The organism is Curtobacterium sp. VKM Ac-2884 (assembly GCF_015350945.1).
In the GTDB taxonomy this organism is placed as follows: Bacteria; Actinomycetota; Actinomycetes; order Actinomycetales; family Microbacteriaceae; genus Curtobacterium.
Window position 1 is genome coordinate 158184 of sequence record NZ_JADKSA010000003.1, and the last position, 23561, is coordinate 181744.

The 23561-nt window shown below is 71.8% G+C and carries 17 protein-coding genes and 4 tRNA genes; 13 read left to right on the forward strand and 8 right to left on the reverse strand.

The window, feature by feature from the left end; translation table 11 throughout:
• The first annotated feature begins 5 nt into the window (after positions 1-5).
• The 4 genes from ITJ60_RS09130 to csrA are packed head-to-tail and all read left to right on the forward strand — an operon-like array spanning position 6 to position 4431.
• Positions 6-1199, forward strand: coding sequence for an EscU/YscU/HrcU family type III secretion system export apparatus switch protein (locus ITJ60_RS09130; protein ID WP_194647721.1), 1194 nt, complete (start codon positions 6-8; stop codon positions 1197-1199).
• Positions 1196-3250: a flagellar biosynthesis protein FlhA gene (locus tag ITJ60_RS09135; protein WP_123938084.1), complete on the forward strand. Its 2055-nt coding sequence runs from the start codon at positions 1196-1198 to the stop codon at positions 3248-3250. The genes ITJ60_RS09130 and ITJ60_RS09135 overlap by 4 nt, the downstream gene beginning before the upstream one ends.
• Complete coding sequence (locus tag ITJ60_RS09140; protein WP_194647722.1) at positions 3225-4157, forward strand: hypothetical protein; 933 nt, start codon at positions 3225-3227, stop codon at positions 4155-4157. Before ITJ60_RS09135 ends, ITJ60_RS09140 begins: the two co-directional genes overlap by 26 nt.
• A gap of 4 nt (positions 4158-4161) precedes the next feature.
• On the forward strand, positions 4162-4431 hold the full coding sequence (gene csrA, locus ITJ60_RS09145) for a carbon storage regulator CsrA (protein WP_194647723.1): 270 nt from the start codon (positions 4162-4164) through the stop codon (positions 4429-4431).
• Positions 4432-4644: 213 nt separating this feature from the next.
• On the opposite strand, the gene ITJ60_RS09150 is transcribed toward csrA, so the two are convergent.
• Positions 4645-6780 (reverse strand): acyl-CoA dehydrogenase, encoded by a 2136-nt coding sequence (locus ITJ60_RS09150; protein ID WP_194647724.1) that lies wholly within the window; start codon positions 6778-6780, stop codon positions 4645-4647.
• Positions 6781-6996: 216 nt separating this feature from the next.
• On the opposite strand from ITJ60_RS09150, the gene ITJ60_RS09155 reads away from it, so the two are divergent.
• Positions 6997-8460, forward strand: coding sequence for a peptide MFS transporter (locus ITJ60_RS09155; RefSeq protein WP_123292872.1), 1464 nt, complete (start codon positions 6997-6999; stop codon positions 8458-8460).
• A 201-nt stretch (positions 8461-8661) separates the two neighbouring features.
• Here the strand turns inward: ITJ60_RS09155 and ITJ60_RS09160 are convergent, their stop codons facing one another.
• The 5 genes from ITJ60_RS09160 to ITJ60_RS09180 all read right to left on the reverse strand — a co-directional run bounded on the left by ITJ60_RS09160 (position 8662) and on the right by ITJ60_RS09180 (position 15127).
• Positions 8662-8961 (reverse strand): hypothetical protein, encoded by a 300-nt coding sequence (locus ITJ60_RS09160; RefSeq protein WP_123292766.1) that lies wholly within the window; start codon positions 8959-8961, stop codon positions 8662-8664.
• Between the two features lie 325 nt (positions 8962-9286).
• Positions 9287-12652: an ATP-binding protein gene (locus ITJ60_RS09165; RefSeq protein WP_194647725.1), complete on the reverse strand. Its 3366-nt coding sequence runs from the start codon at positions 12650-12652 to the stop codon at positions 9287-9289.
• Entirely contained in the window at positions 12649-13428 is a 780-nt protein-coding gene (locus ITJ60_RS09170; RefSeq protein WP_194647726.1) for a DUF4194 domain-containing protein, read from the reverse strand. The genes ITJ60_RS09165 and ITJ60_RS09170 overlap by 4 nt, the downstream gene beginning before the upstream one ends.
• Positions 13425-14954, reverse strand: a complete 1530-nt coding sequence (locus ITJ60_RS09175; protein WP_194647727.1) for a DUF3375 family protein — start codon at positions 14952-14954, stop codon at positions 13425-13427. The genes ITJ60_RS09170 and ITJ60_RS09175 overlap by 4 nt, the downstream gene beginning before the upstream one ends.
• 100 nt (positions 14955-15054) lie before the next feature.
• Positions 15055-15127 (reverse strand) — tRNA-Val (locus ITJ60_RS09180).
• A 215-nt stretch (positions 15128-15342) separates the two neighbouring features.
• Here ITJ60_RS09180 and ITJ60_RS09185 point away from each other — a divergent pair.
• The 4 genes from ITJ60_RS09185 to ITJ60_RS09200 all read left to right on the forward strand — a co-directional run bounded on the left by ITJ60_RS09185 (position 15343) and on the right by ITJ60_RS09200 (position 16307).
• Positions 15343-15414, forward strand: a tRNA-Gly gene (locus ITJ60_RS09185).
• Positions 15415-15496: 82 nt separating this feature from the next.
• Positions 15497-15570, forward strand: a tRNA-Cys gene (locus ITJ60_RS09190).
• A 48-nt stretch (positions 15571-15618) separates the two neighbouring features.
• Positions 15619-15693: transfer RNA gene (locus tag ITJ60_RS09195), tRNA-Val, on the forward strand.
• 86 nt (positions 15694-15779) lie between these two features.
• Complete coding sequence (locus ITJ60_RS09200; protein ID WP_194647728.1) at positions 15780-16307, forward strand: hypothetical protein; 528 nt, start codon at positions 15780-15782, stop codon at positions 16305-16307.
• 11 nt (positions 16308-16318) lie between these two features.
• On the opposite strand, the gene ITJ60_RS09205 is transcribed toward ITJ60_RS09200, so the two are convergent.
• Entirely contained in the window at positions 16319-16945 is a 627-nt protein-coding gene (locus tag ITJ60_RS09205) for a TetR/AcrR family transcriptional regulator (protein ID WP_194647729.1), read from the reverse strand.
• A 51-nt stretch (positions 16946-16996) separates the two neighbouring features.
• Between ITJ60_RS09205 and ITJ60_RS09210 the strand changes: the two genes are divergently transcribed.
• On the forward strand, positions 16997-17875 hold the full coding sequence (locus ITJ60_RS09210) for an SDR family NAD(P)-dependent oxidoreductase (protein ID WP_194647730.1): 879 nt from the start codon (positions 16997-16999) through the stop codon (positions 17873-17875).
• Positions 17876-18084: 209 nt separating this feature from the next.
• On the forward strand, positions 18085-18846 hold the full coding sequence (locus ITJ60_RS09215) for an SDR family NAD(P)-dependent oxidoreductase (RefSeq protein WP_194647731.1): 762 nt from the start codon (positions 18085-18087) through the stop codon (positions 18844-18846).
• On the opposite strand, the gene ITJ60_RS09220 is transcribed toward ITJ60_RS09215, so the two are convergent.
• Positions 18831-20282 (reverse strand): MFS transporter, encoded by a 1452-nt coding sequence (locus ITJ60_RS09220; protein ID WP_323749135.1) that lies wholly within the window; start codon positions 20280-20282, stop codon positions 18831-18833. The genes ITJ60_RS09215 and ITJ60_RS09220 overlap by 16 nt on opposite strands.
• 246 nt (positions 20283-20528) lie before the next feature.
• On the opposite strand from ITJ60_RS09220, the gene ITJ60_RS09225 reads away from it, so the two are divergent.
• Together ITJ60_RS09225 and ITJ60_RS09230 are read left to right on the forward strand one after the other, a co-directional pair.
• The gene (locus ITJ60_RS09225; protein ID WP_323749136.1) at positions 20529-21401 is read left to right on the forward strand and encodes an oxidoreductase; all 873 of its coding nucleotides are present in this window, start codon (positions 20529-20531) and stop codon (positions 21399-21401) included.
• Between the two features lie 75 nt (positions 21402-21476).
• The gene (locus tag ITJ60_RS09230) at positions 21477-23534 is read left to right on the forward strand and encodes a GMC oxidoreductase (RefSeq protein WP_194647732.1); all 2058 of its coding nucleotides are present in this window, start codon (positions 21477-21479) and stop codon (positions 23532-23534) included.
• Positions 23535-23561: the final 27 nt, after the last annotated feature.

The following is a 23561-nucleotide window of genomic DNA, read 5'->3' on the forward strand; positions in this document are numbered from 1 at the left end:
GCGCCGTGTCCGACAGTGGTGAGAAGTCCGAGAAGGCCACCCAGAAGCGCATGCAGGAGGTCCACCGGAAGGGCCAGCTCGGCCGGTCCCAGGACCTCGGTGCGTGGATCGGCATCGCCGTCGTCGCCCTCATGGTGCCGTCGATGATCGGCAACGCGGCAGCCGCGGGCACGGCACAGCTCGTCGCCGTGCAGTCCGTCATCGCGAACCCGACCATCGGCACCATGAACCACGTGTTCGGCGATGCGATGGCGAGCGTCGGCGCGACCCTCGGCCCGATGCTCGCGGTGGTGCTCGTCGCCGTCACCGCGGCCGCCGTCGCGCAGGGCGGGGTGCACGTCCGGAAGCTCGCGCCCGAGGCCTCGCACTTCGACCCCATCGCGGGCCTGAAGCGCGTGTTCGGCGTCCAGGCGCTGTGGAACGGGGCGAAGGCCCTGCTGAAGACCACCGTCGTCGGGCTCGTGCTCTGGTTCGCCGTGCAGGGCCTGATGCCCGTGCTCATGACCAGCGGCTCGCTGCCGTTGTCCGCCGTGCTCGAGGCGGCAGCGGACGGCGCGGGCACCCTGCTCCGCGCCGCGATCGCCGCCGGGCTCGTCCTCGCCGCGATCGACGTGCTCGTGGTCATCCGCCGCAACCGCAAGCGCACCATGATGACCAAGCGCGAGGTCAAGGACGAGCAGAAGAAGAGCGACGGTGACCCGCTCGTGAAGGGCCAGCGCCGCTCCCGCCAGCTCGCGATGAGCCGCAACCGGATGATCCAGGCGGTCGGCACCGCGGACGTCGTCATGACGAACCCGACCCACTACGCCGTCGCGCTCAAGTACGAGCCGGGCAAGGCCGCACCGCGGGTGGTCGCGAAGGGCGCCGGGCCCGTCGCCGACGTCATCCGTGCCCGGGCGGAGGAGGACCGTGTGCCGATCGTGCGCGACGTCCCGCTCACCCGCGCGCTGCACGCCGCGTGCGAGCTCGGGCACGAGATCCCCGTCGACCTGTACACGCCGGTCGCCCGGGTGCTGTCGTTCGTGATGGCCCTGAAGGCCCGCGGCGCAGCGGCCGGCACCCACGCACCGCCGAGGCCGACCACGCCCGACGAGGTCGCGAGCGTCATCGACCCGGCCACGTTGACCGGTGACCTCCGCCCCCGAAAGCTCCGCGCACCGCGCATCGCCGAGACCCCGACCGAAGGACTCCCCGCATGAACCGCAAGGACCTGCCGAAGCTCGTCGTCCCGGTGTTCATCGTCGGCATCATCCTGCTGCTGATCCTGCCGGTGCCGTCGTTCCTGCTCGACTTCCTGATCATCATCAACATCCTGCTGGCGCTGGTGATCCTGCTCACGACGCTCTTCGTGAAGAAGCCGCTCGACTTCTCGGTGTTCCCGTCGCTGCTGCTCGTCGCGACGCTGTTCCGCCTCGGCCTGAACGTCGCGTCGACCCGTCTCGTGCTCGGCGAGGGCTTCGCCGGCGACGTCATCCAGGCGTTCGGCCACGTCGCCGTGTCCGGGTCGATCATCATCGGCGCGGTGATCTTCCTGATCCTCATCGTCATCCAGTTCGTCGTCGTGACGAAGGGTGCCGAGCGCGTCGCCGAGGTCGGGGCACGGTTCACCCTCGACGCCATGCCCGGCAAGCAGATGGCGATCGACGCCGACCTGAACGCGGGGCTCATCACCGACCAGCAGGCGAAGGACCGCCGCGCCGCGGTCTCCGCCGAGGCCGACTTCTACGGCGCGATGGACGGCGCCTCGAAGTTCGTCAAGGGCGACGCGATCGCCGGCATCCTGATCATCATCATCAACCTGGTCGGCGGCATCGCGATCGGCATGCTGCAGAACGGGCTGTCCGCCACCGACGCCCTGTCGAAGTACGGCATCCTGACGATCGGCGACGGCCTCGTCACGCAGATCCCGGCCCTGCTCATGGCGGTCTCCACCGGCATGATCGTCACGCGCTCCGGCGCGGAGTCCGAGATGGGTGCCTCGGCCGCCACCCAGCTCTCGCAGTCGCGCAACGCCCTGATGATCGCCGGCGTCGCCGCCATCGCGATGGGGTTCATCCCCGGCATGCCGATCCTGCCCTTCCTGCTCGTCGGTGCGACCCTGCTGTTCACCGCGTGGCGCATCGGCCGGAACGCCGCGAACGCCGAGTCGGCCGCCGCCGAGCAGCAGGCCCTCGAAGCCGCCGCTCCCTCCGGCGACACCCCCGAGGACCTCATCGAGCAGATGCGCGTGCACGCCCTCGAGATCCTGCTGGCGCCCGACCTGGTCGACATGGTGTCCGGCGCCTCCGACGACCTGCTCGGCCGGGTCCGTGCCCTCCGTCGCAAGATCGCGGTCGACATGGGCATCGTCGTGCCGCCGGTCCGCACCCGCGACAGCATCGACCTGCCGCCGTCGACCTACGCCATCCGGATCGCCGGCGTCGAGGCCGGCCGCGGCACCGCCCCGGCCCGCAGCGTCCTGGCGCTCGGCGACCACCTCGACGGGCTGCCGGGCACCTCGACGGTCGAGCCGGTGTTCGGCCTGACCGGCAAGTGGGTGCCCGCCGAACTCCGGCACGCCGCCGAGATGACCGGCGCCACGGTGATCGACCGGGTGTCCGTGCTCGTCACGCACCTGCAGGCCGTCATCGGCGACAACGCCGCCCGTTTGCTCACCCGAGAGGACGTCAAGGTCCTGACCGAGGGCGTCAAGCAGGTCAACCCCGCCGCGGTCGAGGAACTCGTGCCGGGCATGCTCTCGATGGCCGAACTCCAGCGCGTGCTGCAGGGCCTGCTCGCCGAACGCGTGCCGATCAACGACCTCGGGCGGATCTGCGAGGCGCTGACCCTGCGCGCCAAGGCCTCCACCGACCCCGAGGGGCTGGTCGAGGCCGCCCGCGCCGCACTCGGCCCCGCCCTCGCCGCCCGGTACACCGACCAGGGCACCCTGCGCGTCATCATGATCGACCCGCTGCTCGAGCAGTCGATGCTCGAGGGCCTGCGACCGTCCGAACAGGGCAGCCAGATCGTCCTCGACGCCCACCGCATCGAGCAGGTCCTGGGCTCCGTCCGCGATGCCGTGCGCAGCATCGAGGATCAGGGCCTGTCCGCCGTCCTGGTCTGCGCCCCGCAGCTCCGCCCGGCCGTGCACCGCATGGTCGCCGCCCAGTCGAACGGGCTCCCGGTGCTGTCGTACCAGGAGGCCACCGCCGCGGGCTCCACCATCGAGACCGTGGGAGTGGTCCGTGCCGCCGACCCGATTGCAGCGTAACGGCGCGACGCTCGACGAGGTCCGCGACGCCGTCCGGACCGAGTTCGGCGCGGGCGCGAGGATCGTCGCCGCCGAGCGGGTCACCACGCCGGGCATCGGCGGGCTGTTCCGCAAGGCGCACGTCGAGGCCACCGTCGAGGTGCCGGAACCGGGGGAGACCCCGACCGCCCGCGTCGTGATCGCCGACTCACCCGTCCAGCGGATCGGGATCGCGGCGCTGCTCGCCGACGCCGACGCGGCCGAGGCCCGCATCGCGCGCGGTGACGGCACCCAGGCGACGCGTGCCGACGCGTTCGCGTCGGTGCTCGACGGCTTCGTGGCGGACGGGATCACGGGGAGCGCCCCGCGCCCGACGCGCGCACTGCCCGGAGCGGACGGGCCTGCGGACGTCGACCCGCGCCTCCAGGCCGTCACCGACACCCTGCCAGGAGGCCCGGCCACCGTCCCCGACGTCGCGCCCGGCCGGCGCGCGGCCCGGCCCACGGCGCCTGCCGCGCGGTCTGCTGTCCCGGCAGTGCGGTCTGCTGACGGTGACCTGGTCCTGCTGGTCGGCCGGGCGAACGACGTCGACGCCGCGGCCGGGCTGTTCGCCGTCCGGCACGCGCTGCGGCCGACGGACGCCGCCGACCGGCGGTCGGCGATCCTCGCGCGTGCCGACGGCGTGCGCGACGGCCACGCGGTGCTCGCCGTCGCCGCGTGGGACGACCGGGCGACCGGCGAAGGGATCGAGGCCGACCAGGTCTGGGTGGTCGTCGACGTCGGACGGAAGCCCGAGGACACCGCGGCCATGGTGTCCGCAGTCGCCGCACGGCTGCCGGTGGCCGGTGTCGTCGCGATCGGCGCGGCGGAGACCGCCACGCCGGAGTCCGTCGACCTGCTGGGGGTCCCCGTCCTGTCGCTAGGCTGAGCGGGTGCTGGTACTCACGCGGAAGGTCGGCGAGCGGATCCTCGTCGGTGACGACATCGTCATCACGGTCCTCGACGCCCGGGGCGACGGCGTCCGGATCGGCATCGACGCACCACGTGGGGTGAAGATCCAGCGTGAAGAGGTCGTGCGGGCGGTCGCCGAGGCGAACGCCGAGGCCGCTGCGGCTGCCAGCGCGACCGGTGCCTCCGGTGACGACGCCGAGGCGCGGCTGCGTGCCGCGCTCGGCGAACGCGGCGGGGCCGACCGGGCGTAGTCCGGGCCGAGCGCGCGCGGGCTGCGCGTCCGGGCGCGGTCGTTGTCGCACCGTCGTCGGCGATCGCGCCCCGTGGTGGCCATCGCGCCCCGACTCTTCAGGGCGCGATGACGCTGGCGGGGCGCGGACCGGACGCGACGCCGTTCCTTGTGAGTGGCGCCGGCGGGGACGACCCGACCCGTGCCTCCAGGCCGGACCGTCCGCACCGGGCGGCTACGCGCGCGGCTTCTTCTCCTGTTCGGGGAGTCGTCCTGCTGCCGCCTCGGCGGCGAACCACGCACGGGCCTCGTCCTGGCGCGCCTGCTCCTCGCCGAGCGCGATCGGCGCCCGCACGTGGCCGGGCTCGTAGCCGAAGGTCTCGATGAGCTGCGGGACCACCGGACGGAGCCGCGCCACGAGCCGGTCGATCGACGCCGACACCGCACGGGCACGCTGCGCACTCAGGCGGCCGTGCACCAGGTACCAGTCGAGGTGCTGCTCGAGCAGGCCGAGCGCGAACAGGTCGCGCAGCCACACGAGGACCCGGCGGGTGTCGCCCTCGGGGACCGCGTCGAGCCCCTCGGTGAAGGCGTCCCACTGCATGAGTTCCGCGTGGGCGCGCGCGGCCTCGATCAGGTCGTGCTGCGACCGGTTCAGGAGCACGGCCTGGCGGGCGCGGTCCTTGCCGGCGGTGTTCAACCGCAGCCCGATCTCGGTGACCATCGTGTCCACGCGGCCGGCGAGCAGCGCGCGCTGCGTGGCGGGGTCGTGCAGGTCCGTGACGCTCGCGGCGAGCGACCCGCGGTCGGCGACGGTCTGGCCCAGGCGGCGGAGGCCCGAGGCGTCCGCGAGCTTCGCGCCCACCTGCGAGGCGACGAACTTCGCGGTCGATGCGGCATCGCGCGGCGCCCGCTTCCGGAAGTCGGTGAGCAGCCGCTTGCCGACGAGTTGCAGCAGGACGGTGTTGTCGCCCTCGAACGTCACGTAGACGTCGAGGTCGGCGCGCAGGCTCGTCAGGCGGTTCTCGGCGAGGAAGCCCGCGCCGCCGCAGGCCTCGCGGCACTCCTGCAGGGTGTCGAGGGCGGACCACGTCGACAGCGACTTGAACGCGGCGGCCTGGGTCTCCAGGTCCTCGCGGCGCTCCGGGGTGTCGGCGCGCCCGCTGAACACGTCGTCGAAGGTGCGGAGCAGCTGCTCGTGCGCGAACGACTGCGCGAACACCGTCGCCAGGCGGGGGATGAGTCGGCGCTGGTGCCGGCCGTAGTCGAGCAGGACGCCCTCGACACCTCCCGCCGTCGGGAACTGCCGGCGCTGCATCGCGTACGTCAGCGCGATCTGCAGCCCGATCTTCTGGGCGACGACCGCGGCGCCGTCGAGCGACACGCGGCCCTGCACCAGGGTGCCGAGCATCGTGAAGAAGCGGCGTCCGGGCGAGTCGATCGGCGAGCTGTAGGTGCCGTCCTCGGCGACGTCGCCGTAGCGGTTCAGCAGGTTGGTGCAGGGGACGCGGACGTGGTCGAAGTGCAGCCGGCCGTTGTCGATGCCGTTCAGGCCGCCCTTGACACCGTCGTCCTCGCCGCCGACGCCCGGCAGGAACTCGCCGTCGTCGTCACGGAGCGGCACGTAGAACGCGTGCACGCCGTGGTCGACGCCCTGGGTGACGAGCTTCGCGAAGACGACGGCCGCCTTGCCGTGCAGGGCCGCGTTGCCGATGTAGTCCTTCCACGCTCCGCGGAACGGCGTGTGCACGACGAACTCCTGCGTTGCGGGGTCGTACGTGGCCGACGTGGCGATGTTCTGCACGTCCGAACCGTGGCCGGTCTCGGTCATGGCGAAGCAGCCGGGCACGTCGAACCCGATGATGCCGGGCAGGAACTCCTCGTGGTTCCGCGCGGTGCCGAGGTGGTGCACCGCGGAGCCGAACAGACCCCACTGCACGCCGGCCTTGATCTGCAACGACGGGTCGGCGGTGGTGATCTCCTCGAACGCCGCCAGGTTGCCGCCGTGGTTGTCCTGGCCGCCGAGCTCGGGCGGGTAGGGGCGCTGGATGGCTCCCGCGTCGACCAGGATCTGCAGCTGCTCGAACGCGCGGGCCCGGTGCTCGATGGTGCCGAGACCCTCGGTCTTGTGCAGCGCGGGGTCGAGCACGAGGCGGCGGGAGATCCGGCGGTCCTCGGCCCAGCGGCCGAGCAGGAGGGTCTCGACCATGTCGACGTCGATGCGGATGTCGGTGTGCTTGCTCGGGTTGTCGCTCGGGTGCTTGCTCGCGTTCTTGCCCGAGTCTTCGCTGGCGTTCGTGCCCGGGTTCACGCCGGCGTCGTGCTTCGCCGTGGGCGTGCCGGTGTGCTGCGCGGATGCGGTGTCGACCATGGTCGGAGTCCTCCTGAACTGCGGTGTCCGGTGTTGCGCTCCCCACGCTAGACACCGCCGCCGGGAGCCGGGCTAACGCGGTGTGGCTCGGACAACCGGCGGTCGGTGCGTGGGGGTCGCCGCCGTGGGAACCCTCCAAGAGGACGTGCCGACGAATTTGTTGAGCACCCATCGACGATTGGGCGTGCCACCGGCCTGCGGGGCAGACTGGCCGACATGTCAGGCTCCACCACGGGACACGATCCCAAGCCCAAACGCACTTTCTTCGGACAGCCGTTCGAGCTGTCGACGCCCTTCGCGGTGGAGCTCTGGGAGCGGTTCTCGTTCTACGGCATGCAGGGCATCGTCCTGATCTACATGTACTACACGGTCACGCAGGGCGGCCTGGGGATCGACAAGGGCATCGCGACCGGGATCATGGGCGCGTACGGCGGTGCCGTGTACCTGTTCACGATCATCGGCGCGTGGATCGCCGACCGGCTGCTCGGTGCCGACCGCACCCTGTTCGGCAGCGCGATCGTCGTCATGCTCGGCCACATCGCCCTGGCGCTCATCCCCGGGGTTGCGGGCGTCGGAGTCGGCCTCGTCCTCATCGCGCTCGGGTCCGGCGGCCTCAAGGCGACCGCCACGACGATCGTCGGCGGGCTCTACAGCCGCGACGACCCCCGCCGTGACGCCGGGTTCTCGCTGTACTACCTCGGCGTCAACCTCGGTGCGTTCTTCGGGCCGCTCTTGACCGGCCTGCTGCAGAGCTCGCTCGGCTTCCACTACGGCTTCGGTCTCGCGGCCGTCGGCATGGCAGCCGGCCTGGTGCAGTACGCGATCCGTCGGAAGAACCTGCCCGACACGGTCCGCCACGTCACGAACCCGGTCGACCGCCGACGCCTGCCGCTGATCGGGGTCGGGGTCGTCGTCGCCCTGGTCGTGATCGCGGTCGCCGTCCTGACCGGGCTGCTGAACGTCGGCAACCTGCCCACCGTGGTCGTCGCGATCGTGATCCTCGCCACGATCGGGTACTTCGTCGTCATCCTGACGAGCGGCATCACGGCACAGGAGCGGTCGCGGGTGTTCGCGTTCATCCCGCTCTTCATCGGCAGCGCCGTGTTCTGGTCGCTCTACCAGCAGCAGTTCACCGTCGTCACGGTCTACTCCGACGAGCGACTGAACCGCTCGTTGTTCGGGTGGGAGATGCCGGTGTCGTGGGTGCAGTCGATCAACCCGGTCTTCATCATCGTGCTGTCCGGGGTCTTCGCGGCGCTCTGGACCAAGCTCGGCGACCGACAGCCGTCCACGCCGACGAAGTTCGGCCTGGGCACCGGCATCATGGGCGTCGCGTTCCTGCTGTTCCTGCCCTTCGTCGGCTCGGGCCAGAACGGCACGCCGCTGCTCGCCCTGGTCGGCATCCTGCTCGTCTTCACGCTGGCCGAGCTGCTGCTGTCACCTGTCGGGCAGTCCGTGGCCACGAAGCTCGCGCCGCCGAAGTTCCAGACGCAGATGGTCGCGCTGTTCTTCCTGTCCGTGTCGCTCGGCACCGCCGTCACCGGGGTGCTGTCGCAGTACTACGACCCGGCGAACGAGGCGCCGTACTTCGCCGTGCTCGGTCTCGTCGCCGTCGCGGTCGGTGTGGTCCTGCTCGTCCTGGCCAAGCCGGTCCTGAAGCTCATGCGCGGTATCCGCTGATCCGTCGCGGCATCCGCTACTCCGTCGCGGCATCCGCTAACCTGAGGGAAGCCACACGGCCGAAGCAACCAAGGAGTCACCCCATGCTCGAACTCATCGCCGGCATCATCATCGGCATCGGCGTCCTCGGTGGTGTGGGCTGCTGCATGGCGGTCGCCGCCATGATGAAGAGCGGCTCCGAAGAGTACTGAGCCCGCTGGGCTACTCGCCGCTGCCGGTCGTGATCGGCACCAACTGACGACTCAGGACGGTCGCGCGCTCGAAGGGGCCGCGGCCGTCCTTCGTGTAGACGGGCTCCTCGAACGCGACGGTCCACGACAGCGGTTCGCCGACGCCGGGGTAGCCGACGATCTGGTTGCCGCCGGGAGCCACGATGACGCCGATGGGCTCGTCGGCCCACCGCTCACCGCCCTCCGCGGAGTCGATGACCTGCACGAGCGCGCCGATGCCGAGGCCGGGGGCGTCGTCGGGGCGGGGCTTGGGGGAGCGGCGTCCGAACACGGCCTCACCGTAGCGTGCTCGCCGATCAACCCGCTCCGTCCCGCGCGCCGGTCAGTGAGCTCTGTCCTGCACGCCGAGGTTCCACGACATGCCGCGTGCGTGCCGCCGAGGTTCCACGGATGCCCGCCCGAGCGCCCGTCAGGTTCCGAGATCTCGGAACCTGACGGGCTCGGACGCTTCGGGGACATGACGGGGGCGGGGGGCACGGCGGGGCGACGCCGAGGTTCCACGACATGCCGCGTGCGGGCCGCCGAGGTTCCACGGATGCCCGCGGGGGCACCCGAGGTTCCGAGATCTCGGAACCTCGGGGACGACGCCCCGCCCGTCAGGCGTCGGTGGGGACCCGGGCGATCTCGGTGATGGACGAGTGGCCCGTCTCGGGGTGCTTGCGCATCGAGAGCAGCCGCTCCATCGAGGGCTCGAGCGCCGTGACCTTGTCGAGCGGCGCACTCACCACCAGCTGGAACCCGAGTCGGAGCCACGCGGTGACCGCACGACCGGCGAACTCCGAGTCCGCCTTGATGAACGCCTCGTCGAGGAACACCGGGGCGAACCGGGGCCGGGGCCGGGTCTCGTCACCGAGCTGGTAGCGGAGCGCCGCACCCACGATGAACGCCACGAGCTCCTGCGTCTCACCACCGGACTTGTCACCGAGCGACGAGTACACACCGAGGTCGCCCCCCGACGTGTCGTAGCGGACCGCCGTGATCTCCATGTGCCGCCGGACGTCGAGCACGGCGTCGCGCTGCGTGGTGCGTCCACGGGCGGCGTCGGGGTCGGGGCGGATGACGGCCATGAAGCGCCGGAGCCGGCGGAACCGGGTCTCGAGCACGTCGTCGGTCAGCTCGGCGTCGACCGAGGCGGACAGGGCGCGGAGCTCCCGGCGGAACGCGGTGACGTCCTCGCGGGTGACCCGCCGGATCTGGATCTTCAGGCGGTCGCGGTTCGCGCCGAACGGCAGGTCCCGCAGGATCTCGTTGACCGGTTCGAGGCGCTCCTCGATCTCGACGACGGCCCGGTCGAAGGCCCCGGCGAGCGGCACGAGGTCCTCGCCGCTCCACTGCGACAGCCGCCGACGCCACTCGGTGCGGCGGGCGTGCAGGCCGGTCGCGACGATCTGGTCGAGGATGGCGTGGTAGTCCGGGTACGACGCGACGCCGGTGCCGAGGTTCGGGTCCGGCCAGGCGTCCTGGTACCGCTGGAACGTGAGCGTCAACGAGGTCGAGGCCGCTGCGGCACCGTTGAGTGCCTGCGACAGCCGTTCCTCCAGCCGGCGTCGGAGCCGTCGGGTGGCGTCGTCGAAACCGTCCACACCGTCCGGGGCGCCGACCTCGGCGAACGTCTCGGCGAGCAGTCGCGACTGCTCGTCGTCGGGCAACGACTCGGGGGTGTCGTCGAAACGCGACAGGATCTCGGCGGCGGCGTCCTGGCCGTCGACGAGCACGGCGTGCCGCTCCTCGAGGCGCTGCACGGAGAGCCGTGCAGCGGAGCGGCGGTCGGCGGTCTCGTCGAGCGACTTCCGCAGGCGGGCGACCGAGGCGCGCAGGGTCCGGAGGCCGTCGTCGGCGGCGAGGAGTGCCTGGCGTTCCTCGTCGAGGCGGGCGAGCGACGTCTCGACGCCCTCGACGTCGATGGCGTCCCACGTCACGTCGACGACGTGCTGGTGCGCGGCGCGGAGGACGTCGAGCGCGGTGAGGTCCTGCGCGACGTCGGTGCGACGGGCCTCGAGCGTGGCGAGGTCCTGTGCGATCGACGCGAGCTCCTGCTCGACGGCGGCGACGCGGGCCTCGTTCGTGAAGCCGATGACGTTGGCCTGGCGGCGGTCACCGTGCGCACCACGCCGGCCGTCGCGGAGCTGGCCGGACTCGGTGACGCGCCGACCACCACCACCGAGCTCCGAGGCGTCGGTGACGCAACGGGCGTCGGTGCGGTCCGACTCGATCCGCTCCCGCACCCAGGTGCTGAACGGCGAGTGCTTGATCGCGAGCTTGCCGGAGACCATCGCGGGATCGCCGTCGAGGTCCAGGTGCGGTCCGGTCGGCACGCCCTCGAACTGCACGCGGACGGGCAGGCGGAGTGCGTCGATCGCCTCGCTGAACGCGCCGAGGCGGTCCTGGTCGACCAGCAGGGTGCGGGCGACGGGGGCCAGCACGGACTCGATGGCCGTGCGCCAGCGCTCCTCGCCGGGCTGCACGTCGAGCAGCTCGGCGACGAACGGCAGGTCGGCGGGGTCGATGCCGGCGGCGCGGGCCATCGCGAGCCGGGCTTCGTGCATCGGCAGGGGCATCGCGCCCTGTCGGTGCTCGAGCGACTGCCGCTCCTGGCGCAGGGACCGCTCACGGTCGAGCAGCGGGTACTCCTCGCGCGTCAGGGCGTCGCGGCGGTCGTCCAACGACGAGCGCGAAGCAGCGTACGACCCGAGGAACTCGTGCGAGCTGCGCTGCGCGGCAGTGAAGTCGGCTTCGGTCGCGACGGACGTTCCGAGCACGGCGGTCCGCTCGTCGAAGGTCGCCCGGGTCCGGACGACGGCGTCGCGTTCGCGGGTGAGCCGTTCGATGCGGTCCTCGAGCTGGGCGAGCGCGTTGCCGCCCTGGTCGCGCAGCCGCGCCTCGGCGTCACGCAGCTCGATCTCCACGGCGGCGTGCCGGGCCTCGGCAGCGGCGACCTCGGCGCGGGATGCCGTGCGCTCCCGGCCGTTGCGGTCCACCTCGGCGTCGAGCAGGTCCCGCTTCCGCGAGGCCGTCCAGTGCGCGAACGGGGAGACCTCGGCGCCGGTGGCGATGCCGTCCAGGGCCTCGGCCGCGGCCTTCGACCGTTCGATCTCGTCGTGCAGATCGGTGATGGGGGAGAGGATGCGCACCTTGCGCTCCTCGGTGTCCATCGCCTCGTACGCCTCGTCGAGGGCGGAGAAGTGCGCGAGGGCGCGGTCGGCGGCCTCGTAGGTGCCCGGGGTCTCGAGCACGAGCGACTTGTACAGCGCGTCGACGGTCGGCAGGTGCTGCCCGGCCTGGATGCGCGCGAGCAGACGCATCGCCCGGTTCCCGCCGCCGGAGTCGCCGATGCCGAGCCGGGTCTGCAGCGTGTACGCGAGCTCCTGGTAGGTGTCGCGGATCACCAGCCCCGGCACACGACCGGTCAGTTCGAGGTGGTGGAAGCGCGTCGGCACGAACTCCTCGAGCCGGCGCAGGTCGAAGGTGTCGTCGACCGTCGCCATGGTCATCTGGATGTCGCCGACGCCGCGCGCACGCTTCGGCACGATGTACGCCCGCAGCACCGTGAAGCGCCGCTCGTCGTCGTTCCGGAACGTGACCGCGGCCGCACCCCAGGTGGTCTGGTCGTCGCCGCGCAGGTTCACGTCGCGCAGGGCACCGGACTCGGGGTCACGGCGGGTGTCGACCTTGCCCCGCAGGTACGTGAGCAGGTTGCGCTGGTCCGCGCTGCGTGCGCGCCCGGTCGTCGCGTCGTTCGAGGCGCCGTTGAACGGCACGTCGGACGGCATCATCACGGCCAGGTAGGCGTCCATCAGCGTGGACTTGCCGGTGCCGGACGCGCCGGAGATGAGCGTCGCGGTGCCGGACAGCTCGACCTGGCGGTGGCCGTGGAAGCCGCCCCAGTTCACGACCTGCATCGACTCGGCGCGCCACTGCGCGACCGTGTCGAACAGCGCGGGGATCTGGAAGGTGTCGGTCATGCTTCCGTCTCGCCGTCGTCATCGGTGTCGGTCTCGTCGGCCGGGAGGCCCGTGGCGGCTCCGTCGGTCGGCTCGCCGCCCTGGTCGGTCGCGTCTTCGTGCGCGGTGGTGGTCCGCAGCCACGTGTCCAGTTCCAGCAGGCGCTCCAGGGGGAGCAGCACCTCGACGACGCTCGCCACCCGGAAACGGTCCGGGTCCGAGGTGCGGATCAGGATGCGCGCCGTGACGAGGCGTTCGACGGCCTTCGCCACCCGGCCCTCGTCGCGCGTGCGGTCGGTCGCGGTCGCCGGTCGGAACCCGGCGACGTGCCCGAGGATCTCCGAGCGGTCGACGACCACCTGGTCCGGACCCGGTCGGGCATCGGCGCGCAGGCGCATCCGCAGGTAGACGAGGACGATCGTCTCCTCGCGGGTGTACGGCAGGTCGCGCAGCAACGTGGGGAACGTGCGGCGCTGGCTCTCCGAACGGGCCTGGCGCTTCCACGCGACCTCGCGGTCACGGTCGACGTGGAGTTCGAGGAACAGGTCGTTCAGACGCGACCGCAACTGGTACTCGGCGTCGAGCACCGCACGCCACTCGTCGGGGTGCGTGCGGGAGCTGACGTACGAGTGCCGGAGCAGCGCCACCAGCGCACGTCGCTGGTGCTCGTCGAGCCGACCCTCGTCGCCCTCGAAGAGGGCGAAGCTGGACTCGTCGCGTTCGTCGTCCTGCACGACCGTTGCGGGGTCGTCGTACGGGACGGTCTCGTCGACCGGTGCCGGCGTCGTGTCGCTCACCGTGCCTCCTGTGCGTTGTCGTCGTGGGGATCGCCGACCGGCGCGTGCTCGGCAGCGAGCGCAGCGGTGGGCATGTGGAAGGTGACCGCGCTGCCGTCCGGACGCACCGTGCGGTGTTCGGCGACGTGGGTGGCGGACTCGAAGTCGTCGCGCCCCGTCAGCAGGTGAGCGAGGCCGAAGAGCTCGACCGGTCGACGCTGTTCGGGCGGCAGCCCGTGGAAGGCGTCGACGCTCGAGTCGGCCTCGGCGAACCGGAGCGCGGCACGCAGCTCGGTCAGGAGCGGGCCGCCGTGCTTGCGGAGCATCTCGACGTCGAGGTCCTCGAAGACGTCGTCGTCGGGTTCCTCGATGGGCGGCGGCACCGACTCGGCGTCCGGGTCGTAGAAGCGCTCGCGCAGGGTGCCGACCTCGGCCGACGCCGGCAGCAGGGGGAGCGGGATGCGGTCGCGCGCACCGCCCTGGTCCATGAGTGTCGCCAGGCCGCGGTTGATCGACCGGATCACGGTATCGAGTTCGCGGTCGCGCACGACGTCGTGGGCGACGATCTGGTCGCGGAGCGTGGCGGTGAGCTGGCGCCGCTGCGCGAGGACGTCCTCGATGCCCTGGCGCAGGATCGTGACCGTGTTGCGGAACGCGCGACGCTCACCGGCTCCGAGCCCGTCGGCGAACGAGTGGGACAGGATCGTCGCGATGTCGTCGCGCAGGCGGAGCAGCAGGGCGTCGTCGCGCAGGAGCTCGAAGGCACCCTCGAACGCGCGGCCCTCGGGGGTCGCCTGCATCAGGTTGTCGGTGCGCGCGAGGTAGTCGTCGAGGATCTCGCCGATCGGGCGGACCTCTTGCCGGAAGTCCTCGACGATCGAGCGGTGCATCGTCGCGACGGCCTCTTCGACACGCTTGAAGTCGCTCGGGAGCTGCCGGATCAGGTCGGAGATGTTCGTGTACCCGTCGCGCATCCGGTCGTCCTCGACGGTGACGACGTCGTCGCCGTGTTCGAGGCGTTCACGCTCGGCCCGCAGTTCGGCGATCTGGGCGTCGATGCGGCGGATCTGCACGTCGGGGTCCGGCTCGGCGCGGGCGGCCCAGCGGTGCACGGCGTCGACGATCATCGCCAGACGGCTCTCGCTGATCAGTGCGCGGTCGGCCGACAGGGCGTCGACGAGGCTCAGGGCCTCGAGCGCGTGACTGGTCAGCGAGTACTGCTCGTCGCCGTCGGGGGAGTTGGAGCGGACCAGCCACTGTGCCGCCACCCACTCGCGGCAGAGGGCGCGGCCGTTCGGTCGGGGGTCCTGTTCGCTCTGCTCGTGCTGTTCGCTCGCGGGCACGCGTGCGCCCGAGGCCTGCAGGCGGGCGACGTGCTCCTCGACCTGCAGGTGCATGCGGTCGGCGGGGACGTACTGGACGTCGCGGTCGAACACCGTGCGGAACACGGCGAGGACCGTCGCGCTCGTCGGGCGGGACATGAGGCGCAGGGTCGGACGGTCGAGGACCGCTCGGACCCGGGCGAACTCGAGGTCGACGTCGGTCATGCGCCCCTTCGTCCGATCGTGCTGATGGTGTGGCCCGCATGATGCGGCCCGGTGAGATGACAAGAGCCCGACGCTGCTGCGTCGGGCTCTGTCTCAAGGGTGGGCGATACCAGACTCGAACTGATGACCTCTTCGGTGTGAACGAAGCGCGCTACCAACTGCGCCAATCGCCCCCTGCACTGTTCGTGCGAGTCGATAGTAGCGGAAGTCCGGCGGTGCATCGAACACGGCGCGCGCCCCGGGTGTGGCGTGCTGCTGACGAGAGGGCTCGAACCAGCCGGATCCGCACGAACTCGGGGGACACGCCCGGTGAACGGGAAGGATTTTGGTGGATGCCCCTGGGTTCGTATAGAGTTTACGTCGTCGCCGCGACAGCGGAAAGACAAGTGCGGATGTGGCGCAGTGGTAGCGCATCACCTTGCCAAGGTGAGGGTCGCGAGTTCGAATCTCGTCATCCGCTCGAGTGTGGGGCTTCTCGAAGCCCTGCGACTCACCAGAGGGTATCCCACCGTTCGGGTACTCACGGAGACGTGAACCTCGATGGTGGGGTGGCCGAGAGGCTAGGCAGCGGCCTGCAAAGCCGTCCACGCGGGTTCGAATCCCGTCCCCACCTCCAGCAACACCCTCCAGATCCTGTGCGAACTCCGGTTCAGACAGGGAATCTGGGCGATTGGCGCAGCGGTAGCGCGCTTCCCTGACACGGAAGAGGTCACTGGTTCGATCCCAGTATCGCCCACCACGAGAAAGCCCCGGCAGGACCACCAGGTCCCGCCGGGGCTTTCGTCGTTCCGGACGACCGCCGCGCTCGGCTGGCACGATGGCGAGATGGATTCGATGCGTGGGTGGCCGCTGTGGGCCGTGATGGTCGTCCTCGCCGTCGCGTTCGGCGGCTTCTGGTACCTGTCGACGTTCGTGACCATGCCCGCCGACGTCCCCGTCGGGATCCGAGTCGCGGCGAGTGCCGTCAGCGGCACAGCGTTCGGCGTCCTCTTCGGGTTCTGGATCGGTCGGCAACGTCGCGGCGTCGGCCCCGCGGGGCGACAGCGTGCGCTCGGTCGAGCGATCAGGCGCGGAGAACTGCCCGCTGATGCCGACCCGGCGCAGTGGCGTCAGGCGCTCGAGCACTACCAGCAGCAGTACCGCCGGCAGCGGTGGTTCGGGCCCGTCGTGTTCGTGCTGGCGATTGTCCTCGAGGTGTCACTCGCCGTCACCGGGCGACCGGTCTTCTGGTTCGCGGCGGCGATCTTCCTCGTGTTCCTGGTGGTCACCCTCGTGCAGACACCGCGGGTACTGCGGAACACTGCCGCGATGCTCGTCGAGCTCGACCGGCGCGACGCGACCGACACGCGCTGAGCGACCGTGGATCACGGGCCGGACTGGCTCGTCGAGTCGTCGACGGGCTGGCCGAGCTGCTGCTCGATCTGTGGGAGGAGCATCCGCACCGCCGCGACGACGACCTCGTCCACACGCTCCGGTGGGATGCGCCCGGCCGCCGCCAGTGCGCTGATGCCCTCGGTCGTCGCCGCGAGCAGGAACGGGACCGGGCCCATCGATGCCGGGTCGCGCTCACCGAGCAGTTCCGCTCCCAGCGCGAAGAACCGCTCCGCCGAGGACCGCGACCCGCGGTCGCGCTCGGGTCCGGAGCTGTCGTCGGTCGACGTGAACATCAGCTGGACGAGGGGGCCGTTCTCCTGGGCGAAGCGGACGTGCGCTCGGACGTACTCGGTGAGACGGTGTCCGAGGTCGCCGGGACCGCGCGCGGCTTCCAGGTGGCCACGGAGTTCGTCGAAGCCGTCCGCGGCGATCGCGTCGAGGACGGCCTCCCGGTCGCGGAAGTGTCGCAGGGGTGCGCCGTGGCTGACGCCGACGCGGCGCGCAAGCTCCCGCACGCTCACCGCCTGCTGCCCCTCCTCGATCAGGAGCGCGCGCCCCTCCCGCACGAGCTCCTGCCGGAGTGAACCGTGGTGGTACGGACGGGCTTGCGCACTCATGCCGCCAGTGTAGACGTTGACAACAAAGTGGGCAGTGCCTACATTGGCGACATGGACGACACCAGGACCGGTCGAGCACCGACCGACGAGACCGTGATCATCACCGGCGGCACGAGCGGCATCGGCCGTGCGACGGCCGTCGCACTGGCGGGTTCGGGAGCGCGGATCATCCTCGCGGTCCGCGACGAGGAGAAGGGCCGGGCGGTCGTCTCCGCCCTTCCCGGCGCTCCGGGAACCCACCGCGTGCGCCGACTCGACCTCGCCCGGCTCGAGACGGTCGGGGCGTTCGCCGACGGCGTCGACGAACCGATCGCGATCCTCGTGAACAACGCCGGCGTCGAGTCGAAGGACCTGCAGCGGACGGCGGACGGGCACGAACTCCAGTTCGGGACGAACCACCTCGGACACTTCCTGCTGACGACGCTGCTCCTGCCGCACGTCACCGATCGTGTGGTCACCGTCGCCTCCCAGGCGGAGCGCATGGCCCGACTCGACCTCACCGATCTCGACTGGTACCGGCGCACCTACAACGCCGGCCGTGCGTACGCCGACTCCAAGCTCGCCAACCTGCTGTTCACGTCCGAACTCGACCGGCGCCTGCTGGCGTCGGGGTCCCGGGTGCGCGCGCTGGCAGCCCACCCGGGCCTGGTGAAGACGGCGATCTACGAGCGACCGGCCGGACAGCGCCCGAACCTGTGGGACCGTCTCGTCCCGCTCCTCGGGCAGGAGCCGGAGGACGGTGCGCTGCCGTCCCTCATGGCCGCGACCGCCGACCTGCCCGGTGGGACCTTCGTCGGACCGCAGCGCATGATGCACATGCGCGGTGGAGCCGAGGTCATCGGCCGGTCGAAGCGGGCACAGGACCCGGAGACCGCTGCTCGGCTCTGGTCGATCTCCGAGGAGATGACTGCGGTGGACGCCCGCCCGTGAGCGTCGTCCTCGACGCGGTCGGCTCGACGTTGGACGGCGGCGGCGCGACCGACCTGCACTGAGCGACCAGACGCGGTGGTCGTGACCGCAGCGGCAGGTGCGGTGCGGGGCGGACGCACCCCGCGCCTCCCGGCCGGGCCGTGTACGCAGGGCGGTACCTCGTCGACGCGGTGCACCGCGCCGACCCCGCTCAGGAAGGCGCCCGCTCCATGACCTCACCCTTCGACCTCACCGGCAGGACCGCCCTCGTCACCGGCGGCAACCAGGGACTCGGCCGGGCGTTCGCGTTCGGCCTCGCCGAGGCCGGCGCCCGCGTCGCGATCGTCGGCCGGTCGGCCGAACGCAACGCCCGGGTCGCCGCCGAGGCCGCGGATGCCGGCCACGACTTCGTCACCATCACGGCGGACATCACCGACGGCGAGCAGGTGACGCGCATGACCGAGGAGGCGATGACCGCCCTCGGCCGCATCGACGTGCTCGTCAACAACGCCGGCACGTGCCACCACCGCGACGCCTTCGACGTGCCCGACAGCGAGTGGGACGACGTGTTCGACCTCAACGTCCGCGCACTGTGGAAGACGTCGACGGCGGTGGGCGCGCACATGCGTGACGCCGGTTCGGGCTCGATCGTGAACATCGGCAGCATGTCCGGGCTCATCGTCAACCGGCCGCAGTGGCAGCCGGCGTACAACGCGTCGAAGGCCGCCGTGCACCACCTGACGAAGTCGCTCGCCGTCGAGTGGGCGCAGTACGGGATCCGCGTGAACGCCGTCGCCCCCGGGTACGTGAAGACCGAGATGGCCCCGGTGGACTCCCCGGAGTTCCGGCGGTACTGGATCGAGGACGCACCGCAGCAGCGGTTCGCCCTGCCCGAGGAGATCGCGCCGAGCGTCGTGTTCCTGGCGAGCGACGCAGCGTCGTTCATCACCGGATCCGTGCTCGTGGCGGACGGCGGCTACAGCGCCGTCTGAGCCGGTTCGGCCACCGGCGTGCCCGCGCGGGTCGTCGTGCGGGCCATGCCAGAGGCGACGAGCACGGCGGCGACGACCGTCAGGACGACGCCCGCGACGGTGATCCCGCCCTCGAACGCGGCCAAGCGTTCAGCCGTCCACGACGTCGACGCGATGCTGCCCGGCACGAGCAGCGCCAGCACCGTCCCGGTCGCCGCGATGCCCACCGCGGTCGCGAGCTCGCTCGAGGTGTCGACGAGCGCCGCACCGATCGACGTCCGGTTCGACGGCAGGCCCTGGAGCACGTTGTTGCCGGCGACGACCCCGACGACCCGCATCCCCGCGGCGACGAGCACGAGCGCCGCGGCGACCCAGCCGTACCCGGCACGGCCGCCGACCGTGAAGAGCGCGAGTCCCGCGACGACGGCGCCGGCGCTCAGCCAGGCCGCGCGGCCGAGGCCCACCCGCTGCACGAACGGGCCGACGAAGCGTCCGGACGCCAGGAGCACCACCACCTGCGGCAGCGTCCCGATCGCGGCGAGTGCCGGTGACCAGCCCCAGACGAACTGCAGCTGCAGCGTCACCAGGTACGACAGGCCGGAGACGGCCAGGCCGGAGGCCGCTTTGTACGCCAGACCGCTCGCGACGAGCGGACGGGCGAGCAGGCGCAGGTCGAGCAGCGGCTGTGCCGCGGTGCGCTCCCGCCGCACGAAGGCCGCCACCGCCGCGACCGTCACGACGACCCCGGTCCACCCCGGCCAGGAGGCGCTGCCCGCCTCGGCGAAGAGGGTGGGCGTCCCGAGTGCACCGACCAGGGCCGTGGTCCCGAACAGCGCGCCGGTCACGTCGATCCGGTCGGGGTGCAGGTCTTCCGGTCGGTCAGCCGGCACGCCGGCTCGGATGCCGATGAACGCGAGCGCCGCGATCGGCACGTTCACCAGGAGCAGGGCCTGCCACGGCGCCACCGCGAGGGCGAAGCCACCCGCCGTCGGACCGACCGCGAGCCCGACCAGGCCCGCGGTGGAGATGACCGTCAGCGCCCGGACCCGCAGGGCGTCGGTGTCGAAGAGCCGGAAGGCCAGGGCCATCGACCCGGGTGTCGTCATGGCCGCCGCGAGCCCCATGAGCGCTCGGACCGCGATGAGTTCGCCGGTCGTGGTGACGACGGTGGTCGCCAGCGCGGAGAGCGCGAGCAGCACCAGGCCGACGAGCATCACCCGGCGTCGGCCGAACCGGTCGGCGACCGCACCGAACAGGAGCATGAGGGCGCCGAACACGACCGAGTAGGCGCCGGTGACCCATTGGAGTCCGGTCGTCGACGCGTGGAGTTCGCGGCCGATGGTCGGCAGCGCGACGTTCAGCACCGAGTTGTCGAGCATCTCGAACAGGAAGACGGCGGACAGGCCGGCGAGGGCGATCCCGGCGTCACGGAGCCGGGCGGGGGAACGGGTGGACACGTGCACTCCTTCGAAGAAGAAGTGGCGACTCGTCCGAGACCGCGTGTGGGTTCCTGGCCGCCGGGGCGACGAGGCATTTTGCCCTCTGCCTGGAGCGTACGTCCAGCGGGGCGTCCGCTGCAAGTGGACCGTCCGCTGCAAGAGGGCCGGAACGCGCGTCGGTGTCGTGCGAGCCGCTGCCCACGCGAGCAGGCTGTCAGGAGTGCGCTGCGCCCTCGGCGTGGGCACGTCCCCGAAGGAGATCCGATGAACCCGACCACCCCTCGCCTGCCCGGCGGCACCTGGACCCTCGGCGACGCATCGGTCACACGCTTCGGCTACGGCGCGATGCAGCTCGCCGGCCCCTGGGTCGTCGGACCGCCGAAGGACCACGACGAAGCCGTCGCCGTGCTCCTGGACGCCGTCGCCGGTGGCATCACGCACATCGACACCGCCGAGACGTACGGCCCCCGTGTGGTCAACGAACTGCTGCACGAGGCGCTGCACCCGTACGCCGACGACCTCGTCATCGCGACCAAGGTCGGCGCGCGACGCGACGCCCGAGGCGGGTGGCCCACCGCCAGGGAGCCCGACGAGCTGCGGGCACAGGTCGACGACAACCTCGAGACGCTCGGCGTCGACGTGCTGGACCTGGTCCACCTGCGGCTGGGCGACGCGAACGGTCCGGTCGCGGGGCCGATCGCCCCGGCGTTCGAGACGCTGGTCGACCTGCAGCGGCAGGGCGTCATCCGGCACCTCGGCGTGAGCAACGCCACGACGGCACAGGTGGACGAAGCACGGGGGATCGCACCGATCGTCTCGGTGCAGAACATGTACAACCTCGCCAACCGGCAGGACGATCCGCTCATCGACCGTCTCGCCGACGAGGGAGTCGCCTACGTGCCGTTCTTCCCGCTCGGTGGCTTCTCTCCGCTGCAGTCCGAGGTGCTCTCGACCGTGGCCACACGGCTCGGGACGACGCCGATGTCCGTCGCCCTGGCGTGGCTGCTCCGCCGGTCCCCGAACATCCTGCTGATCCCGGGTACGTCGTCGCGGGCACACCTGCGCGAGAACGTCGAGGGGGCCGCCGTCGTGCTGAGCGACGACGACCTGCTCGATCTGGAGGGCATCGGCGGCTGAGCCCGGCCTCGGACCCTGCCGTGTCCGTTACGGTGCTCGTGGGGCGGCACCGGCGCTGCTCGAGAGGCAGGACCGATGACGGACCACGCGGCCACCGCGGCGCAGGAGTTCCTCCGCACGCACGACGAACGGCTCCGTTCCCTGGTCGACCGGGTGGTGCCGGCGGACGAGTACCCGTCGGCGTCCGAGGCCGGCGCGCTCGGGTTCCTGGCCGGGGTGCTGGTCGACCGGCCGGACTGGCTGGACCGGCTCCGTGCCGTCGTCGACGCGTCCGCGGACGTTGCAGGGGACGAACAGGATCCGGACTGGACCTGGTTCGCCGAACTCGTGGCCGCGGGCTACTACGCCGACGCGGGGAACGGCGGGAACGCGGGGGAGCGGTCCTGGGACATGGTGGGGTGGCAGCCCGGTCCGCCGGACGGCTGGAGCGTGCCGGTACCGGTGCCGACTGCAGCGCCCTCGGTCGTGCACCCGTCGCAGCTGGCCGACCGGTACGACGCGGTCGTCGTCGGGTCGGGCGCCGGCGGGGGTGTCGCGGCGTGTGGGCTCGCCGAGTCCGGTCGGCGCGTGCTCGTGGTCGAGGCCGGTGGGTGGCCCGGCACCGCGGATCTCAGCCGTGACCACATCCGGAACCCGCGGTCGAGCTGGGGCGTGGCACCGCGGTCGGGGCCGTCCGACGTCGGCAACCCGCGGACGGTGGCGGACGGTCGCGAGCTCCTGGTGCTCCGGCCCTCGTCACCGGGGTGGCACAACAACGCCGTCACGGCCGGCGGCGGCACGCGGGTCTACGGCGCACAGGCCTGGCGGTTCGGGCCGCGGGACTTCGCGATGGCGTCGACGTACGGCGTGCCGGACGGCAGCGCCCTGGCCGACTGGCCGTTCGGGTACGACGAACTCGAGCCCTGGTACGAGCGCGCCGAGTGGGAGATCGGGGTCAGCGGCGGTGACGTCGACGGTCCGTGGTCCGGGGAACGCTCGCGCGCGCGACCGATGCCACCGCTGCCGTCGGGGGCAGCGCGGGACCGGCTCGCCGGCGCCGCGGACGCCCTGGGCATCTCGACGGTGCACGTCCCGCTCCTGATCAACTCGACGCCGTACCTGGGTCGCCGCGCGTGCGAGCAGTGCGGCATGTGCGTCGGCTTCGCGTGCCCGGTCGACGCCAAGAACGGCAGCCAGAACACCATGCTGACCCGCGCGTTCGCCACCGGGAACGCGTCGATCGTCCTCGAGTCACGGGTCGCCCGGCTGCGCACGGACCATGCCGGCCATGTGGTCGGCGTCACGGTCGTCGGCACCGCGGACGGCCGCGACTGGCAGGCCGAGGTCGACGCCGCCGAGGTCGTCGTGGCGGCCGGGGCGGTGGAGTCGGCACGGCTCCTGCTGAACAGCCGGAGCGACCAGGAGCCCGACGGCATCGGCAACGGTGCGGACCAGGTCGGCAGGCACCTGCAGGGCCACGTCTACGGCGGTGCGATGGGGGTCTTCGACGACGTGGTGGACGACGGTCTCGGACCGGGGCCGTCGATCGCCACCACCGACTACCGGCACGGCGTGCCCGGGCAGATCGGTGGCGGGATCCTGGCGAACGAGTTCATCGCGACGCCGTCGAACACGTACCAGTACCTCGTCGGCACGGGGCTCGCGCCGCGTTCCGGGCTCGACGGCAAGCACGCGATGCGGGACCTGGCGCGGCGCAGCATGCGGATCATGGGGCCGATCCAGGAGGTCACCACGGCCGACGCACGCGTCCGCGTCGACCCCGCGGTGACGGACCGGTACGGCATCCCGGTGGCGTCGTTCAGCGGTGGGGTCCACGCCGAGGACGTCCGTGCTCGCGACCACACCAGCGCCCGGAGCGGCGACTGGTTGCGCGCGGCCGGCGCCAGGCGCGTGGCGGAGCTGCACGGTCCGGTCCGGGGCACGAGCGGTGGGCAGCACCAGGCCGGCACGCTCCGGATGGGGACGGACCCGGCGACGTCGGTCGTCGACCCCACCGGCCGAGTGTGGGGACACGACAACCTGCGGGTGACCGACGGCTCGGTGCACGTCACGAACGGCGGGGTGAACCCGGTCCTCACCATCCTGGCGACCGCGATGCGGAGTGTCGACGCGATGGTCGCGCAGCACGGTTGACTACGTGCCCGGTCCGCCACCGATACG

Coding starts and splice junctions, on each gene's coding strand:
- ITJ60_RS09135 (WP_123938084.1), top strand. CDS start 1,196: ATGAACCGCAAGGACCTGCCGAAGCTCGTCGTCCCGGTGTTCATCGTC.
- ITJ60_RS09150 (WP_194647724.1), bottom strand. CDS start 6,780: ATGGTCGACACCGCATCCGCGCAGCACACCGGCACGCCCACGGCGAAG.
- ITJ60_RS09155 (WP_123292872.1), top strand. CDS start 6,997: ATGTCAGGCTCCACCACGGGACACGATCCCAAGCCCAAACGCACTTTC.
- ITJ60_RS09165 (WP_194647725.1), bottom strand. CDS start 12,652: ATGACCGACACCTTCCAGATCCCCGCGCTGTTCGACACGGTCGCGCAG.
- ITJ60_RS09175 (WP_194647727.1), bottom strand. CDS start 14,954: ATGACCGACGTCGACCTCGAGTTCGCCCGGGTCCGAGCGGTCCTCGAC.
- ITJ60_RS09200 (WP_194647728.1), top strand. CDS start 15,780: ATGGATTCGATGCGTGGGTGGCCGCTGTGGGCCGTGATGGTCGTCCTC.
- ITJ60_RS09205 (WP_194647729.1), bottom strand. CDS start 16,945: ATGAGTGCGCAAGCCCGTCCGTACCACCACGGTTCACTCCGGCAGGAG.
- ITJ60_RS09210 (WP_194647730.1), top strand. CDS start 16,997: ATGGACGACACCAGGACCGGTCGAGCACCGACCGACGAGACCGTGATC.
- ITJ60_RS09215 (WP_194647731.1), top strand. CDS start 18,085: ATGACCTCACCCTTCGACCTCACCGGCAGGACCGCCCTCGTCACCGGC.
- ITJ60_RS09225 (WP_323749136.1), top strand. CDS start 20,529: ATGAACCCGACCACCCCTCGCCTGCCCGGCGGCACCTGGACCCTCGGC.
- ITJ60_RS09230 (WP_194647732.1), top strand. CDS start 21,477: ATGACGGACCACGCGGCCACCGCGGCGCAGGAGTTCCTCCGCACGCAC.